The following is a 17,629-nucleotide window of genomic DNA, read 5'->3' on the forward strand; positions in this document are numbered from 1 at the left end:
GCCAAAAGCCAAAAGCCAAAAGCCAAAAGCCAAAAGCCAAAAGCCAAAAGCCAAAAGCCAAAAGCCAAAAGCCAAAATTATAACTTATGATTAATAAACGCCTTTTGGTAAAAAACTTACTCGCTCATAACGACGAGAATAGTTTTTACGATAAAAAGCGGTTTATTTCAATTGGAGAAAAAGAAGGTAAGGGAAAGTTTTTAAAACATGTTTGTGCATTGGCAAATAGTAATCCTTCGAATAATTCTTTCATAGTTGTAGGGGTCGAAGATGAGGATAATAAGATTGTTGGAGTTGACTTCTTTGATGATAGCAAGATCCAGAATTTAGTGAATGCTTATTTAGATAATCCCCCGTTAATATCATACGAGAACATACCTTTTCCACATTTGCCAGAAGGTAAGGTGGTGGGTTTAGTGACTATAAAATCTATTGGCAAAATTTGTTCACTTAGAAAAAACATTTGGAAGTATTATGGTGGTTCTGTGTTTTTTAGAGAAGGCAGCATAAGTTTACCAAAAGTATTTGATATAGATTTAAAAGATAGCAACTCTGAGGCTGTCGCCACAATCGAACAGCATGCGAAAAATAATATAGAGCTTACTTTAGATGGTGTCATAGATTTTTTAAATTATCGACATAAAGATTTAGAAAGTGACTATAAGGTTTTTAAAGAGCAATTTGTTGTATGCTGGGCAGGCAATAAAAAAGTAGTGAATGGAGAAACATATTTCTATCGGGTCGATATTGAATTAATAAACGAACAGGTAAAATTATTCTACTCTAATTTAGATGAGGTTACTATTACCTATAACAATGATTCTTTTACTACCATTGAATACGTGCAGCTTGGGTTAGCAGCTAAGCAAAAATACTATCCTTTAGAAAAGGTGGTAATAGATTTTAGTGAAAACGGCACTTACCAAATTACGAGCGACTTACTTTTTGATCCCCCAATACATGATAAAGAAGAATTAGAAAGAATTTATAAAAGCAATAATGCTTTGGTGGCAAAGGCAAAAAAGAATACCGAATTGACAATTGCAGAAGTGAAGCAATTGAAATACTTGGCAGATTCATATTTAATATGTTTTCTAAACGGATTTGAAGAAGCTAAAGAGCGAATGGAAAAAGCGAGGCAAGTCTTAAAGCCAAAATACCCAGGAATAAATGCTTCGCTCAAAGAAGCGCTTCGTGTACTTAGAAAGGTTAAATATTCTTAATCCAAAGTTGTTCGTAAGGCTTTAGAGGAAGTTCGTTATGAATAAGTTCAAAGGTCTTACCGGTAAGCAGATCAATAGAATTTTTACCAGTATGAATTCCTATCGAGAGTAACCAAGCTACGTTTAAGGTTTCGGTAACCTCGTTAAAGTTCGACAATACCCAAACACTATTGCCTTCGTGAATACGCTCATAAACGAATACATGTTCGTTAGAACAACCGTAGATTTTTAAATCATTAGCATCTGCGAATACATTATGCTCTTTACGTAAACGAATCATGTTTTTTAAGCCGTTGAAAATGATAGTTGCAGGATTATCTTTTTCTGTTTTCAATTTTGCAATAACATCCCAATTTTGCATAGGTCTATTTACCCATCTATTGTCATTGACATGGTCTTCATTTTGCTCGTAAGAATAGTCGTTTAACGTACCAATTTCATCCCCGGCATAAATCATAGGGATACCACCAAAGGTCAAAATAATACCATGCATCATTAAGATTTTAGTGATGGCATAGTCGATAATATTTTTATTGTTCTGCGCTAAGGCAGTTTCTAAACCTAATAATGATGCAGCACTTCCGGTAATTCTGCCATCACCATTTTTAGGGTTATACATGAACATTAATCCTTTTGCCGGTGACCATTCTAATTTACCACAGTAATAATTTAATATAAACTGTTTGTGAGCAGTTGGGTCAAAGCCCATGACACGAACAAAATCATCGTCATAACCAAGTCCGATATCATCGTGGCAGCGAATGTAGTTGATCCAAGTAGCGTCATTGGGTTTATTCGGTATTTCGGTGACACTCTTTACCATTAAATTAGCTTTTTTAGTGGCAATCGAATTCCATAATAGAGCCATTAAAGAGGCGTTGTATGCCACTTCGCACTCGTTACCTTCGGTGGTGTCTTCACCAAAATACTTTATAATATTTCTAGGGGCAACAATAGCTTCTGCCAAAAGAATAACACCTGGTGCAATTACTTGCAGGCACATTCTAAAAAGTGAAATAAGCATATGAGCCTCAGGCAGATTTTGTGATGATGTTCCTAATTTTTTCCATAGAAAAGCAAGGGCATCAAAACGTATAACATCTACGCCCAAGTTCGCCAGAGACATTAAGTTTCTGAGCATTTCAATAAATACTTCTGGGTTTCTATAATTTAAATCCCATTGGTAGTTGTTAAAGCAGGTCATTACCCACTTTTCCATTTCTTTATTATAGGTGAAATTTCCAGGTGCCGATTGCGGAAATATTTCTGGTAGTGCCTTTTCAAACTCATCTGGTATATGCCGATCAGAATAAGTGTAATAGTAATTTTGATGGTGCTGGCTACCTTCTTTCGCTTTCTTCGCCCATATAAACTCATCTGAGGTATGGTTGACAACGAAATCTAACATTAAGAACATGTTATTCTCTCGTACTTTTTTGGTAAACGTAGTAAAATCTTCTTTTGTGCCGTATGTGGGATCAATTTCATGATAGCTATTTACGGCATAACCACCATCGTTTTCACCGGCAGGTCTTGTAGTTATCGGCATTAAGTGAAGAAAATTGACACCTAAATCTTCAAAATAAGGTAGTTTTTCTTTGAGTCCGTTAATATCTTGATTAAAACGGTCAACATACAATTGCATACCTACCATTTGTTCACTTTGGTACCAGTTTCCTGAATTTAAACGTACAATATCTTGTTTTTGAAGTTCTGTTGGGCGTTCGTTAAAAAGTGTTTCTAAAGTATCTAAAAGAGTATAGAAATATACTTTATGTTCTGATTCTTGGTATAATGAAAAAAACTGATTTTTAATTAGCGAAAGATTGGTCGCTAATCTTTGGTCGAATAAAGACGTTAAAGATATGGCACCTTTTTTCTTTTGACCTTTAACGGTCATTAACCTGTGTAATTCAGCTTGGTTCATTTTAAGAATCTAATTGTTGTATTGTAGGTAGTGATTCAATAGCACCAAAATTTTCAGTAGTTATGGCACCGGCTTTATTTGCTCTAATTACCATATTGCTTAGAAGATATTCGTCTACTAATAAATTTTCAAACTTAGCATGTTCTGCAATTTGCTGTAAAAGACAGCCAATAAAAGCGTCACCTGCACCAGTAGTATCTTTAGGTGTTACTTTTATACTGGGTATAGTTTTGCTGAAATTTGATGTGCTTAACAGAGTACCTTCGCTACCAAGGGTAACAACTACTATTTGCGTCCCCATTTCGTGAAAAACCTTGCATGCATCATCTAGATTATCTTTGCCAGATAGTAATTGAGCCTCTTCTAGACTAAACTTACACAGATGAGATTTTTCAATAAAAGCATGGCACTTGCGTATAAAAACATCTTCTTTGTTTTTCCAAAGATCAATTCTAAAATTTGGATCAAAACTGATAAATGCATTTTTTGTTAGTCCGTCAAATAAATACCTACTGTAGGTCTCTTCTAATGAACCACCTAAAAATGCTGTAGCAGCGCCAAAGTGTAAAATATTATTTTCAAAACTAGATTTTAGCGATGAGTCATAGGTAAGTTCTTTATCTGCGCCACGATTAAAAACGAAATCTCGTTCCCCGTCTTTGTCAATAGATACAAAGGCTAGGGTGGTAAACGTATTACTTTTTTGTGCTAAAGAGATATCAACTTTCTCATTTTTAAGAATGTTTAATAGAAAGGATCCGAAAGGATCGTCACCAACACAGCCAACAAAAAAACTATCGCCACCAAGCTTGCTAATTGCACAAGCAACATTTGCAGGTGCACCACCTGCTTTTTTTGAGAACTCTTTAGCTTTTGTTAAATCTTTACCTTGATTTTCGGCAACAAAATCAATCAACAATTCTCCAATACAGAATACCTTTTTCATAAATTTAAAAAGAAAATTAGGAAGTCTAAGTTAATTAGAAAAAGCAGCTACTTCCTAAATAATCTTAAGTAAATGTCAAATTATAGCAGTTTATAGAAGTTTTTTTGAATTAATATGTTTCTGGTTTTGGGTCTGTTGATGAAATGCATATCTTGAATATCATATTTAAAACACATTTTGACCATGAGTATATTTGATGAAATAAAGAAAAAGCTTAGCCACGAGTTTATAGATATAATTGAATGGCTAGATAATACGAACGATACTATAGTTCATCGTTTTGAGCGTTACCAAAATGAAATAAAAAACAATGCACAGTTAATTGTACGCGAAGGACAAACTGCGGTTTTTATAAATGAAGGTCAATTAGCAGATGTTTTCAAACCAGGTACGTATACGTTAAATACGCAAAACTTACCCATATTAACCACTTTAAAAGGGTGGAAATATGGATTTGATAGTCCGTTTAAAGCGGAGGTTTATTTTGTAAACACACGCCTTTTTACAGATGAAAAGTGGGGAACCAAAAATCCGTTCATGTTAAGTGATGATAGATTTGGTTTGGTAGAAATTCGTGCTTTTGGTACGTATAGTTTTAGAGTAAATGATCCAGGAAAGTTTGTTGTAGATGTAGTGGGTACCGATGGTAATTTTACAAGCTATGAGGTAAATGAACATTTAAAAAGCTTAATAGTAACCCGTTTTACAGATACGGTAGGTGAAGCTAATTTACCAATTGAGTTATATGCGGCAAATACAAGCGAACTATCTGAAACTTGCCAAGAAGTAATGCAGCCAGAATTTAATAGAGTAGGTATTGAGTTAGAGAAATTCTACATCGAAAATGTATCGATGCCAGAAGAGCTTAAAAAAGAAATTTTTGAATACAGCCGCTTAGATAAATTGGATATGGGCAAATTGGCACAATTCAAAGCAGCGAAAGCAATGGAACTAGCAGCTAAAAATGAAGGTGGTACCGCTGGTGCCGGTATGGGCATGGGTATGGGCTTTGTATTAGCACAACAAATGGGTGGTTTAATGGGTCAGCCGGCAACACAACCTTTTGGTGGGCAAGCTGCACAGCAGCCACAGGCACCACCGCCAATGCCAACACAGGTAACATATTTCTATGCCGTTAACGGACACCAGTTAGGACCTGTAGCTATTGATAAATTAAAAGAGTTGTTCGCTAGCAGAACCATTAATAGAGATTCGTTGATTTGGAAACAAGGAATGGCAAGCTGGACTGCATTGAAAGAGATAGAAGAACTAAAATCTTTCTTGGGCGGTAATACACCGCCACCATTACCAACGGCATAATCTTAAGCAATACATATACTAACATACCTTTCTAAGATAAGGGATACTTTCTATGGGCGATATTCAACAATCGGAGTATAAAAAAGCATGTGCAAATTGTGGTGCCGAGCTAAAATTTAAGCCAGGTTCACATCAATTAACATGTGAGTACTGTGGCTATGAAGAATTTATTGAGCAATCTAAAACGAGCTTTGAAGAATTAGAATTAGAGCATTACTTAAAGATTGTAGGTGAAAATGCCTATACCGAAACTATAGAGCTTTTACATTGTAAAAATTGTGGTGCCAACCAACATGTAGAAGAAAACTACAAATCGCTTAATTGTGTGTATTGTAGCGAACCTTTAATAAGAGAAGATATTGAAAAGGAAGGATGGATCTTACCAGGTGCTTTAGTTCCTTTTCAATTAGATAGCAATAAAGCCCAAGCCATATTTAAGGCGTGGGTAGATAAAATTTGGTTTGCGCCAGACAATTTAAAGAAGGCAGCACTAGATCCAGAAGGTTTGCATGGGTTGTATATTCCGTATTGGACGTTTGATGCTAACCTTTTTGCTTCTTATCAAGGGCAGCGAGGAGATTATTATTATGAAACTCAAACTTACAATAGTAATAAAGCAAGAAAAACAAGGCGGGTTAGAAAAACAAAATGGACGTATGCTTCAGGTAAAATAGATGGCTTTGTAGATGATATTCTAATTAGTGCTTCTGAAAAGAAACGCAAAGAGATTCCGGCAAAAGTCGCCTTTTGGAATTTGAAAGATTTAGTGGCTTTTAATTCGAAATATCTATCTGGTTTTGTAACCGAAAAATATACGGTTTCATTAAAAGAAGGGCATCACAAGTCATTTCAAGAAGCTAAGAATATTGCCTATAATTGGATCAGACGCGATATTGGTGGTGATACTCAAAGAGTGGCAAATGCCGATATTAAATTATCTGATGAAAAGTTCAAACATATTTTACTTCCCATTTACCTAAGTTCATATAGGTATGATGGTAAAGAGTTTAATTTTTATATAAATGGGCAAACAGGGGTATTAAGTGGAAATAGACCATATTCATTTTGGAAAATTTTCTTTTTAGTGATTTTTATCCTTGTCATAATAGCTATAATTGCGATTTTTGCTAAATGAGTACAAAAAGAACACTGGTTGTAGGTGACATTCATTCAGGATTACAAGCTTTAAAGCAAGTACTTGAAAAAGCAGCTATAACTGAAGATGATACTATAATTTTTTTAGGAGATTACATTGATGGATGGAGCGAGGCTGTTGAAACCATAAATTTTCTTTTAGAATTAAAAGAAACCTATAATTGTATTTACCTACGTGGTAATCATGACGAGCTTTGTTATGAGTGGTTAACCGGTAAGGCAGACAATCCAACATGGTTTCTACATGGTGGTGAGGCAACATCTAATTCGTATGGTAAGGCTTCTAAAGAAACGAAAGATAGGCACATCAAGTTTTATGAAAGCTTAGAAAATTATTATCTAGATTCAGAAAACAGATTGTTTTTACATGCGGGTTTTACGAACCTAAAAGGTATAGAGCATGAATATTTTAAAAAAACGTTCTATTGGGATCGCACCCTTTGGGAATTGGCACTTTCGTTAAATACAGATTTAGATAAAGATCATATTCATTATCCGAAGCGATTAAAAAACTATTCTGAAATTTATATAGGGCACACACCCGTTACTCGTATTGGTAAAACGACACCACAGAAAGCAGCTAATGTTTGGAATATTGATACAGGTGCAGCCTTTAAAGGACCGTTAACTGTATTTAATGCAGATACAAAAGAATATTGGCAAAGCGATCCAGTGTACACCTTTTATCCCAATGAAATGGGCAGAAACTAAGAAAACCGTTAACTTTACTAAAAAATAGATTGTTTTATTAACGATCTTTGAAAAAAAATAAACTATGTCTACTAAAAATATAAGATTAGAAGTGATGCAGGCCTTAGAGCCTAAGGTAGAAAGTTTCATGGATTCTTTCCTTATAAAACCAGAGGATATATGGCAACCAACAGATTTTTTACCAGATTCTCAAAAGGATACATTCTTGCAAGAGGTGAAAGAAATTCGTGAAGAGTCTAAAGATTTAGGATATGATTTTTGGGTAACCATGGTGGCAGATACCATTACCGAAGAGGCATTACCAACTTATGAGTCGTGGTTAATGGATGTTGTTGGTGTTGACCAACACGGTGACCATAAAACGAACGGTTGGGCAAAATGGGTTCGCGCTTGGACGGCTGAAGAAAATAGACACGGTGATGTGTTGAATAAATATCTTTATTTATCTGGAAGGGTAAATATGAAAGAAATTGAGATTACTACTCAACATTTAATTTCTGATGGCTTTGATATTGGTACTGATCGTGATCCATATAAAAACTTTGTATATACCTCTTTTCAAGAATTAGCTACCAATATTTCGCATAAGCGTGTTGGGCAAATGGCGAAGAAAAAAGGAAATGCCTTATTGGGTAAAATGTGCACTATTATTGCTGGTGATGAAATGAGACACCATTTAGCATATAGAGAATTTGTAAAGACTATTATGGGTGAAGATCCATCGGGTATGATGATTGCCTTTGCAGATATGATGAAGAAGAAAATTGTAATGCCAGCACACTTTTTACGTGAGTCTGGTGGTACAATAGGATCGGCATTTGAGAACTTCTCTAACTGTGCGCAACGTTTAGGTGTGTATACTGCACAAGATTATGTTGATATTCTAAGTAAGCTTAATGCGTATTGGGAATTAGAAACTGTTCGTTCTTTAAATGAAGAAGCAGAAAAGGCACGTGACTATTTAATTAAGTTGCCTTCAAGGTTAGAAAGAATTGCAGAGCGCATGAAATTTCCGCAAGATCAATATCACTTTAAGTGGGTTGAGGCAAACGGAGCATTATAAAATAAAAAATCCCGATCAGTAATGATCGGGATTTTTTTTGCTTTAAACGGTATGTTATAGTTTACCGTGTTTGTGTTCATCTTGCCACTTTACAAGTTCTGTCCACTTACCTTCGTAACACATTTTAGCTTGTAATGGCCAAGAAGCAGGATCGTGAATTTTATATCTTGTTCCACCAGTATCCAATATTTTCTGACATGCTTCTAAGCTAGCCTCAGAAAGTTCTTTCCATGTTTTAATACCATGGTCTTTGAACATGCCTTCAATTTTTGGACCAATACCTTCTACAAGTTTTAAGTCATCTTGCTTAATGGTTTTTCCAAAAGCAGCTTTTGCAGCAGAGCCATCAAAGGCTAGAGCACTACTTGTAGCGGCGCCAGCAGCAAAAGAGGCGGCAGATGCACCTAAATTAGTGCTTGGTGCGGTAGGGGCAACCGGAGCAGGTGTTACTACTTTGCTTGCAGCAATTACTCTTTGGTTACACGCATCTAAATCAGCTTTTAATTTGCTGTTGCTTGCTTTTAGATTGTTTAAATCTGACAATTCGCCTTTAAGCTTTGTATTACTAGCGGTAAGACTATTGATTTCAGCAGAGTTGTCTATTACCTTGGCAGAACGGCTACCAAGTAGATAACCTAAAATACCGCAGATAAGACCTACTAATAATGGAATTATCCAGCACCAAATGTTCATATTTTCAAAATTCATGATTTTACTTATTTATAGGATTAGTGTATGTTTTATTTTAATGTAATAACTGTTCGTCTATTTTTTACTCTGCCTTCTTCAGTGGCATTAGTAGCAATTGGTTGCGTTTGTCCTTTAGACGTAGCAATTATTTTATCTGCAGCTATTCCGTTTTGCATTAAGTAATTTTTAGCGAATTCTGCTCTGTCTTGACCAAGTCTCATATTTGTACTTGCTTGTCCAGTGGCATCTGTATGACCAACTACGCTTGTCTTAGCATCAGAAACTTTATCTAAATATCTAGAAATATCAGCAATTTTTTGTCTTTGTTCAGCATCTAGATTTATTGATGCCTCTGCAGTGTCGAAATATAGGATTAATGGGTTAGCATTAATTTTTTCATATAATGCTTTAAGGTCATCTTCTGCATCAACAGATTTTTCTTCAAGACCAAATGAAGCAGCTCCCCAGTAGGTACCATCTTTTGGAATCATTTCATCCATAAGTTTACCTTGGGTATTAATTTGAGCAGTTGAAAATCCTTTAGAAGCTAAGTCATTTTTAATTGAGTTTGCTCTTGCAAGTCCTAAATTAGGGAACGCAGTATTGTTCTCTTCTTCGCTTGTGTAATATCCTGTTACGTTTATAACATTACTTCCATTTGATTCTAAATGACTTTGTAGACCAGAAACTCCTTCTGTCAATTCAGCACTTAGAGGCATTAAAATGTCGTGAGACGAAATGTTAAAGTTATAATTGTCATTGGTGTTGTAGGCAAATCCGTTTCCATCGATAGCGAAGGGGTAAGATGTAGCCGAGGGCGCTTTAATGATTTCCTTTTGTGTAGTAGGCTCTGTACTTGTAACCGCCGCACTGCATTCGCTGCAATAGGTTATAAATAAGTAAGTACCGACTACAATGGTAATCAACATCAATAATAAATACTTGATTGTTCTTGTCATTGTACGTAATGTTTAGTGTTTAGCGCACAATTTATTAAAAAAATCTTAAAAATGTTAAAAGATTCGCACCTAATTACCTTACAATCAACATTATCTTAATATTAGATATGTTAAAATACATACCAACTATACAATAATAGGGTGAAACGATAAAAAAACTGTATGGTGCAACAACTATTATTTGCATTTTTACGTAAGTATTGAAACGGTATATATCTCCCCACAAAGTTTGGGCATTGAATATATAATTTCAAGTTTTGAGTTAGTTGGTTAAAAAATCCTGTCCTCTTGTAGTCGATAGGATTTTTTTATGTCTATAATTGAAGGAAGAAAAAAACCAACTATACAATATTTGTGTAAAGCTGTACAGAATTAGTTTATAAGAGTAAAATAATTTACTAGTTTAATAAAGAGGTATTTACACTATAAAATGAAGAAAAAAATAAAAGGTATTATAAATTTCCTTTGCATGTTTATTGTTCTAGGCGTACAAACTTTGCTTCATGGTAGCTGGTCAAATGAACCAACCAATTAAAAAGCAACCTAGTTATTAAACATACAAAGGAATTTATGTTTTTGTTATAGATCAAACTTTATGCCCTGGGCCAAAGGAAGCTCAGTTGTATAATTAATAGTATTGGTTTGTCTTCTCATGTACACTTTCCAAGCATCAGAACCGCTTTCGCGACCACCGCCAGTTTCTTTCTCACCACCGAAGGCTCCACCTATTTCAGCACCAGAAGTACCGATGTTTACATTGGCAATTCCACAATCGCTACCCCAAGCAGAAAGAAAATGTTCCGCTTCACGAAGATTGTTGGTCATAATAGCAGATGAAAGTCCTTGTACTACACCATTTTGAATAGCAATGGCATTTTCAACATCACCAGAATATTTTAATAGATAAAGAACAGGCGCAAATGTTTCGTGTTGAACAATTTTGAAGTCGTTTTTAGCTTCTGCGATTGCAGGCTTAACGTAGCAACCACTTTCAAAGCCATCACCGTCTAACACACCACCTTCAACTATTAATTTTCCACCTTCTTTAACCACTTTTTCTAGAGCCGTTTTATATTGAGCAACCGCATCGGTATCAATTAATGGACCTACGTGATTGTTTTCATCTAAAGGGTTACCAATTCTTAATTGTTGATATGCAGCTACAACAGCTTCTTTTACTTTATCATACATTGATTCGTGAATGATCAATCTTCTAGTAGAAGTACAACGTTGACCCGCTGTACCTACCGCTCCGAACACGGCACCGATAACAGTCATTTTTAAGTCGGCATCTGGTGTAACTATGATAGCATTGTTACCACCAAGTTCAAGCAAAGATTTTCCAAGTCTGGCTGCAACTGCTTGAGCTACTATTTTTCCCATTCTAATTGATCCCGTAGCAGACACTAACGGTACTCTATTATCTTGTGTCATTAATTCACCGATCTTATAATCACCGTTGATCAAACAAGAAATACCTTCAGGTAGGTTATTCGCTTTCATAACTGCGGCAGCTATATTTTGACAAGCTATACCACATAAAGGAGTTTTTTCTGATGGTTTCCAAACACAAACATCACCACAGATCCAAGCAAGAGCCGTATTCCATGCCCAAACGGCTACAGGGAAATTAAAAGCAGAAATAATACCAACCACACCTAATGAATGATATTGCTCGTACATTCTATGCCCAGGTCTTTCTGAATGCATAGTTAAACCGTGTAGCTGACGAGAAAGACCAACTGCGAAATCACAGATATCTATCATTTCTTGAACTTCACCTAATCCTTCTTGGTAGCTTTTTCCCATTTCATAAGAAACAAGTTTACCTAAGGGTTCTTTAAGCTCTCTTAATTTTTCGCCGAATTGTCTAACAATTTCACCACGTAGCGGTGCAGGTTTTGTTCTCCACTCTTTAAAAGTTGTCGTAGCAGTAGATATTACTTTTTCGTAATCTTCTTTTGTCGTTGTTTTGACCTTTGCAATTAGTGAACCATCTACTGGTGAGTATGATGAAATAATATCGCCTGAAGAAAAATTGTTAGATCCAGTTGAAGTACCCTCGTTAACATCTTTAATTCCTAATGCTTTTAGAGCATCGTGTATTCCGAAATCTGCTGCTATTTTTGACATTTTATAACTTTTTACGTAATTAATGTTAGATATATTACAAAAATACAAAGAATTTAATCTTTAAGTACATCTAATTTATTCTATGAAAATTTTAATATAGACCAAAATATAATTCCGATCAAAGCAGGAATACTTTGAACAATAAATATTTTTTTACTTACGGTTAGTGCACCATAAGCACCAGCAATAGCAACGCAACCTAAAAAGAAGAGTGCAACGTTTGCAGACCATTGTATGTTGGTTATGAAAAAAGACCAAATTAGCCCAGCAGCTAAAAAGCCATTGTATAACCCTTGGTTTGCCGCCATAGACTTTGTGGGTTCAAATAAATTTTTTGGAAAATTTCTAAATACTTTTCTACCGGTCGTCGTCCATGCGAACATTTCAAACCAGAGAATATAAATATGAATGAGGGCTACGAGAGCCGTAATAATTTTTGCTGTTATTATCATTATTCTTTAGCTATAAAACGTTCATCAATCGGCATTACAGTACCGCAATTATTACAAGTCCTTAATTCTTCTGAGCTATAAAAATGCTTAAAATGAGCTAAGAAATCTTTTTCTATATCATGAAGGGTAAAATAGGTTTCATATAGTTTGTGATTGCAATTATCACAGAACCATAATAAGCCGTCATCAACGTTCATTTCTGCTCGTTTACGTTCTATAACTAAACCAATAGAACCTTCTTTACGTACTGGGGAATGTGGTACTTTGGCTGGGTGCAAATACATATCTCCAGGACCCAATTGCATGGTTCGTTTTTTACCGTCTTCTTGAATGTGAACTTCTATATGACCTTCAAGTTGATAAAATAACTCTTCAGTTTCATTATAGTGGTAGTCTTTTCTAGCGTTAGGTCCAGCAACGATCATAACAATATAATCGCCCGCATCTTTATACAGATTTTTGTTTCCGACGGGGGGTTTAAGTGAAGCTCTGTTTTCTTCTATCCATTTGTTAAGATTAAATGGTGCTTGTATACTCATTTCTGTGATTTTTAGTGAAAGTTAAAGAAACGATCATTTCTCACCTAAAAGTTAAGCATAAAAAAAGCCTTTGGTTACAAAGGCTTTCATGAAAAATAAGTTCTCACTTAAGTTATTTCACAAATATTTGAGTAAAATAAAAATCTCCATTACTGCTTTGAATAATGCTGATTGCCGAGTAATTGTACTCACCTTCTATATTTTTCTTATGTCCTGGATTTTTCAACCAAGCTGCAAAAGCATCTTCTATGGTTTCATAGTTGCGAGCAACATTTTCAGAAACAAAATCAGCATCTAATCGTTCGGAAATATATTCAGCACGTTTACTGAAATTATCATGACTTGTACTTTTTTTAGAAATCATATAATTCGTATGAAGGCTCGCATAGTAATAGGTAGCGTTTTCAAATACCAATTCATTTAAACCTAAATCTGTTCTATAGTTATTTACTAGCTCAAAAAGTTCAGCTTCAATTGTATTGTGGTTTTTAGAAGAGGCTAAAGTGTATTTTGTTAGCGTATATTCAGAATTTTCTTCGAATTCTGTAGAATTTTGGGTTTTTGAGCAAGAGGATAAAAGGACTAAAATTAAAGCGGAAAAGATGAAGGTGGATTTCATATAGGGAAACTATTTTTTTAGTGAGTGCCAAAAATAATCCCGTTGTTTATAGTTAGGAGTAAAACATCTATAGAGGGGATGAAATATTCGTTAAGAGACGAATAATTAACATATTAAGTATCATAATGAAAAAGCATATTATTTTTCATCGTGATTAAATGCACTTTAAATGATTTTTCTCACTTTATCTAATTAGGTAATCTTGCAGACCGATACTTGCTAAGATAAACTAAGGTAGTCCCTTCTTTTACCTTATAGTATAAGATACGTTTACTGCTTGTAAAAAAGTTGGGTAAAGTAATAGTTGCCTAGGTCATCTTTCTTTACACTTATACCTGTGTGTGTAAAATCGCCTTCCATCGTTTTTTTATGGCTGCTGCTAATGTACCATCCTTCAAAAGCCTCTAAAGCAGATTGATAATCTTTGGCAACATTTTCTGCAACCATTTCAACGCTTATCTCAGAATCGATGTTGGAAGCTCTGGAGCTAAAATTATCGTGGCTAATGCTACCTTTAGATATCATGTAGTCAGTATGGAGGTTAGCATATTTATATGCTACATCGCTAAAAGCTAATGTGTTGGTATTTAAACTTAACCTGTGCGCATTAACAATATCTAGTAGGTCCTGCTCTATAGTTAAAACATTTTCAGCTTCAAGTACCGGCGTATCATCTATAGAGTCGCTAGTGCAGGAACCAAGAAAAAGTAATAGAAAGACAGGGACCGCGTAAAGCAATCTCATTTTCATATAAGTGTCTTTAAATTGTGTAGCCTCTCGGCGTAGCGCAGTAGGTAAAAAAGTTAAGAGTGTTCTAAGCTCTCGTAATCGATTTGGGTTATCGATGTAGTAATATTATTGAAAAATTAAACGCAGGGCAGTAACAAAAATGCATATTCGTTAAAGTGTACAAAAAGTTAGATTACCGGACTAACTGATAATATGATCACAGGTTCTTCAGAAGATTCATTTTGAAGCTCTTCATTTTGTAAGACCGTATCAAAAATTAGTGCACCTATATCTTTAATAGGTTGATAAAGAATTGATTCTTGCTTAGTCTCGTCATCTAATAAATTAAATGTACTGTCCATTCTATCAAAAAATATAAAAGCGGCACCTAATAAAATAGCAACTTTTAAAGCACCAAAAATTCCCCCTGCAATTTTATTTAAAGCGCCGAGCATTGCGAAGTTGGCAACTTTAGTCAGTAGTTTTCCAATTAAATTTACAATGATGATGATAAGTATCAATGTTATAATAAAGGCAATGATACTCATGTTGCGTTCATCCCAATTCAAATGCTCAGATAAATAGTTGCCTGTTATATACGAAAAATGGATTGCTCCGAAAATACCTGCAACAAGTGCGACAATAGATGCTATTTCCATGAATAGTCCGTTTTTATATCCTTTCCATAGACCCCATATTAAGGGTAATCCAAGTAAAATATCTAAAAGTCCCATTGGTAAAGTGTTTTAACAAATATAGAACTTTGATTTGTACCTTTGCAAGGTCTATATCATAGATGAGATTGAAGGAAATTATATGGCTAGGGATATACAATTAAAAGAACGATGGGATTATTTGGTAGAAAAGCTTTCTGGAAAGTTTTCTGATGGCGATCCGCTAGAATTAGATGCTATCATTTACTTGATAGGTGTACAAGAATTAGGGCAGTACCATAAAAAATATAAGAAAGATGATAAGTTAGACTTAATGCATATTGCAATATGTCGTCTTTTAGAACCTTACGGATTTTATGAATTCAGTTTTTTCGATGAAGACGGTTGGCCTCATTATAATGTAATGGAAGAATTACCTTCTTTGAAAGCCGGAGAGCAAACGGTACTAATGAAAGAAGCAATAGTTAGCTATTTTGTAGAAAAAGAGTTTATTCAATAAACTATGAAAAAGCCTTATTATGCTGTTATTTTTACTTCTACCAGAACAACAGGTGATCATGGTTATGGCGAAATGGCAGATTTCATGGAGCAGTTGGCAAAAAAACAATCTGGCTATATTGGTATAGAAAGTGCCCGCCAAGAAATAGGAATTACAGTAAGTTACTGGGAAAGTCTAAATGCAATTCATGATTGGAAAAAACAGGCAGACCATTTACTGGCTCAAAAAAAAGGAATAGCAGATTGGTACGATTCTTATATTGTTCGTATTTGTTTAGTAGAACGAGAATATAGTTTTAAAAAAAGTACATAATTCTTCACATCGCTTCGATATTCGCTGCTTTACATTAATTTTTATTTCCGCTATATTTAAAGAAATAACTTAAAGCACATGTCAAGGCAATTCATTATATCATTAGATCAGGGTACAACGAGCTCTAGGGCTTTGTTAGTAGACCATTATGGTACCATTCAAGGAATGGTTCAAAAAGAATTCAAACAGATTTTTCCTAAATCAGGTTGGGTAGAGCATGACCCTAAAGAAATTTTATCTTCTCAGATGGGAGTTTTAAAAGAACTTTTAGAGCAGAAAAAAGTGAAACCCACAGAAATTGTAGGTATAGGCATTACCAACCAAAGAGAAACTACCGTAGTTTGGGATAAAAATACAGGAGAGCCTGTATATAATGCCATTGTTTGGCAAGACAAGCGTACTGCAGATATTTGCGAGCATCTTAAGAAAATAGGGTTAAAAGAGCATGTAAAGACAACTACAGGCTTAGTAATTGATTCTTATTTTTCGGGTACCAAAGTAAAGTGGATTCTCGATAATGTTGAAGGAGCCAAGAAGAAAGCTCAGGCAGGCGATTTATTGATGGGTACCATAGATACTTGGTTAGTTTGGAACATGACTAAAGACCATAACCACGTAACTGATTATACCAATGCTTCGCGAACCATGATTTATGATATTGTAAATCTAAAGTGGGATGATAGAATGTTGAAGGTATTAGATATACCTAAAACCATGCTGCCAGAAGTAAAACCATCTGCAGCAAATTTTGGAGATTATGAAATTGACGGAGTAAAAATTCCTATTGCAGGTATTGCGGGTGACCAACAAGCGGCATTATTTGGTCAAGCTTGTTTTAAGAAAGGATCAGCAAAAAATACTTATGGTACCGGGTGCTTCATGTTAATGAATACGGGAGAGAAGCCGCAATTTTCTAAAAACGGACTATTAACCACTATAGCTTACGGTATAGACGGTAAAGTTAATTATGCCTTAGAAGGCAGCATTTTTATTGCAGGAGCTGCTATTCAATGGTTACGAGATGGTTTAGAGCTTATTAAAGATGCCAAAGAAACAGAAGACTTGGCAAATTCAATAGAAGGTGAGAATCCCGTTTATGTAGTACCGGCTTTTGCAGGTCTTGGTGCACCCTATTGGGATATGTATGCAAGAGGAGCCGTTTTTGGTTTAACTAGAGATACAGGTAAAGCCCATTTGGCAAAGGCAACACTAGAAGCATTGGCTTACCAAACAAAAGACATTTTAAAGGCTATGGAAGATGATTCGGGCATTCAACTAAAAAATCTAAGAGTAGATGGTGGTGCCTGCGCAAACAATCATTTAATGCAATTTCAGGCAGATATTTTAGATTCTGAAGTACACCGACCAGAAATTATTGAATCTACCGCTATGGGTGCTGCTTTCTTAGCTGGTATTCAAGTAGGTTTCTGGCAGCAATCTGATATTGATCAAAACCGACCAATGGACCGAATTTTTAAACCAACTTTTGATCGTGTAAAAAGAAAACGTTTGTATAAAAAATGGCAAAAAGCAGTTGAAAGATCAAAAGGTTGGGAAGAAGAGGAATAGCTGATTAATCAATTTTACAATTTATTAATTTTATAGAGCATAGAATAGCATATGACTAGCTATATCTTTGTTTGAGGATGTTAGGTTTTACTTATTTTATAATCAAACT

At 35.0% G+C, this 17,629-nt stretch carries 18 protein-coding genes; 8 read left to right on the forward strand and 10 right to left on the reverse strand.

Annotated features, from left to right (window positions below; all coding sequences use genetic code 11):
* Positions 1-86 precede the first annotated feature (86 nt).
* Entirely contained in the window at positions 87-1,223 is a 1,137-nt protein-coding gene (locus Q0871_RS09335; RefSeq protein ID WP_299321324.1) for an ATP-binding protein, read from the forward strand.
* On the opposite strand, the gene Q0871_RS09340 is transcribed toward Q0871_RS09335, so the two are convergent.
* Both Q0871_RS09340 and Q0871_RS09345 read right to left on the reverse strand, forming a co-directional pair.
* Positions 1,210-3,150 (reverse strand): amylosucrase, encoded by a 1,941-nt coding sequence (locus tag Q0871_RS09340; protein ID WP_299321326.1) that lies wholly within the window; start codon positions 3,148-3,150, stop codon positions 1,210-1,212. The genes Q0871_RS09335 and Q0871_RS09340 overlap by 14 nt on opposite strands.
* A 1-nt stretch (position 3,151) precedes the next feature.
* Positions 3,152-4,096, reverse strand: a complete 945-nt coding sequence (locus Q0871_RS09345; RefSeq protein ID WP_299321329.1) for a carbohydrate kinase — start codon at positions 4,094-4,096, stop codon at positions 3,152-3,154.
* A gap of 183 nt (positions 4,097-4,279) precedes the next feature.
* Here Q0871_RS09345 and Q0871_RS09350 point away from each other — a divergent pair, with 183 nt between their 5' ends.
* The 4 genes from Q0871_RS09350 (at position 4,280) to Q0871_RS09365 (ending at position 8,345) form a co-directional block, all read left to right on the forward strand.
* Positions 4,280-5,416, forward strand: coding sequence for an SPFH domain-containing protein (locus tag Q0871_RS09350; RefSeq protein ID WP_299321332.1), 1,137 nt, complete (start codon positions 4,280-4,282; stop codon positions 5,414-5,416).
* Between the two features lie 52 nt (positions 5,417-5,468).
* Positions 5,469-6,551: a DNA helicase PriA gene (locus tag Q0871_RS09355; protein ID WP_299321334.1), complete on the forward strand. Its 1,083-nt coding sequence runs from the start codon at positions 5,469-5,471 to the stop codon at positions 6,549-6,551.
* The gene (locus Q0871_RS09360) at positions 6,548-7,282 is read left to right on the forward strand and encodes a metallophosphoesterase family protein (RefSeq protein WP_299321337.1); all 735 of its coding nucleotides are present in this window, start codon (positions 6,548-6,550) and stop codon (positions 7,280-7,282) included. Before Q0871_RS09355 ends, Q0871_RS09360 begins: the two co-directional genes overlap by 4 nt.
* Positions 7,283-7,346: 64 nt before the next feature.
* Positions 7,347-8,345, forward strand: coding sequence for an acyl-ACP desaturase (locus Q0871_RS09365; protein WP_299321340.1), 999 nt, complete (start codon positions 7,347-7,349; stop codon positions 8,343-8,345).
* A 54-nt stretch (positions 8,346-8,399) separates the two neighbouring features.
* Here Q0871_RS09365 and Q0871_RS09370 read toward each other — a convergent pair whose 3' ends face one another.
* The 8 genes from Q0871_RS09370 to Q0871_RS09405 form a co-directional block, all read right to left on the reverse strand.
* Positions 8,400-9,053, reverse strand: coding sequence for a hypothetical protein (locus Q0871_RS09370; RefSeq protein WP_299321343.1), 654 nt, complete (start codon positions 9,051-9,053; stop codon positions 8,400-8,402).
* Between the two features lie 32 nt (positions 9,054-9,085).
* Complete coding sequence (locus tag Q0871_RS09375) at positions 9,086-9,994, reverse strand: OmpA family protein (protein ID WP_299321345.1); 909 nt, start codon at positions 9,992-9,994, stop codon at positions 9,086-9,088.
* A gap of 579 nt (positions 9,995-10,573) precedes the next feature.
* On the reverse strand, positions 10,574-12,127 hold the full coding sequence (locus tag Q0871_RS09380; RefSeq protein WP_299321348.1) for an aldehyde dehydrogenase family protein: 1,554 nt from the start codon (positions 12,125-12,127) through the stop codon (positions 10,574-10,576).
* Positions 12,128-12,207: 80 nt separating this feature from the next.
* Complete coding sequence (locus Q0871_RS09385; RefSeq protein WP_299321350.1) at positions 12,208-12,579, reverse strand: DUF1304 domain-containing protein; 372 nt, start codon at positions 12,577-12,579, stop codon at positions 12,208-12,210.
* On the reverse strand, positions 12,579-13,118 hold the full coding sequence (locus Q0871_RS09390) for a 3-hydroxyanthranilate 3,4-dioxygenase (RefSeq protein ID WP_299321353.1): 540 nt from the start codon (positions 13,116-13,118) through the stop codon (positions 12,579-12,581). The genes Q0871_RS09385 and Q0871_RS09390 overlap by 1 nt, the downstream gene beginning before the upstream one ends.
* A 112-nt stretch (positions 13,119-13,230) precedes the next feature.
* Positions 13,231-13,737 (reverse strand): CAP domain-containing protein, encoded by a 507-nt coding sequence (locus tag Q0871_RS09395; RefSeq protein WP_299321356.1) that lies wholly within the window; start codon positions 13,735-13,737, stop codon positions 13,231-13,233.
* Between the two features lie 270 nt (positions 13,738-14,007).
* Positions 14,008-14,487: a CAP domain-containing protein gene (locus tag Q0871_RS09400; protein ID WP_299321359.1), complete on the reverse strand. Its 480-nt coding sequence runs from the start codon at positions 14,485-14,487 to the stop codon at positions 14,008-14,010.
* A gap of 167 nt (positions 14,488-14,654) precedes the next feature.
* Complete coding sequence (locus tag Q0871_RS09405; RefSeq protein ID WP_299321361.1) at positions 14,655-15,200, reverse strand: CvpA family protein; 546 nt, start codon at positions 15,198-15,200, stop codon at positions 14,655-14,657.
* An 82-nt stretch (positions 15,201-15,282) separates the two neighbouring features.
* Here Q0871_RS09405 and Q0871_RS09410 point away from each other — a divergent pair, with 82 nt between their 5' ends.
* From Q0871_RS09410 to glpK, 3 genes are all read left to right on the forward strand, one after another.
* Positions 15,283-15,639 carry a hypothetical protein gene (locus Q0871_RS09410; protein ID WP_299321364.1) on the forward strand — a complete coding sequence of 119 codons (357 nt, stop codon included), beginning with the start codon at positions 15,283-15,285 and terminating at the stop codon, positions 15,637-15,639.
* A gap of 3 nt (positions 15,640-15,642) precedes the next feature.
* Positions 15,643-15,951, forward strand: coding sequence for an antibiotic biosynthesis monooxygenase (locus tag Q0871_RS09415; RefSeq protein ID WP_299321367.1), 309 nt, complete (start codon positions 15,643-15,645; stop codon positions 15,949-15,951).
* A 78-nt stretch (positions 15,952-16,029) separates the two neighbouring features.
* Positions 16,030-17,520 carry a glycerol kinase GlpK gene (glpK, locus tag Q0871_RS09420; RefSeq protein ID WP_299321370.1) on the forward strand — a complete coding sequence of 497 codons (1,491 nt, stop codon included), beginning with the start codon at positions 16,030-16,032 and terminating at the stop codon, positions 17,518-17,520.
* Positions 17,521-17,629 lie beyond the last annotated feature (109 nt).

The sequence above is a fragment of the uncultured Maribacter sp. genome (assembly GCF_947500985.1).
Classification (GTDB): domain Bacteria; phylum Bacteroidota; class Bacteroidia; order Flavobacteriales; family Flavobacteriaceae; genus Maribacter.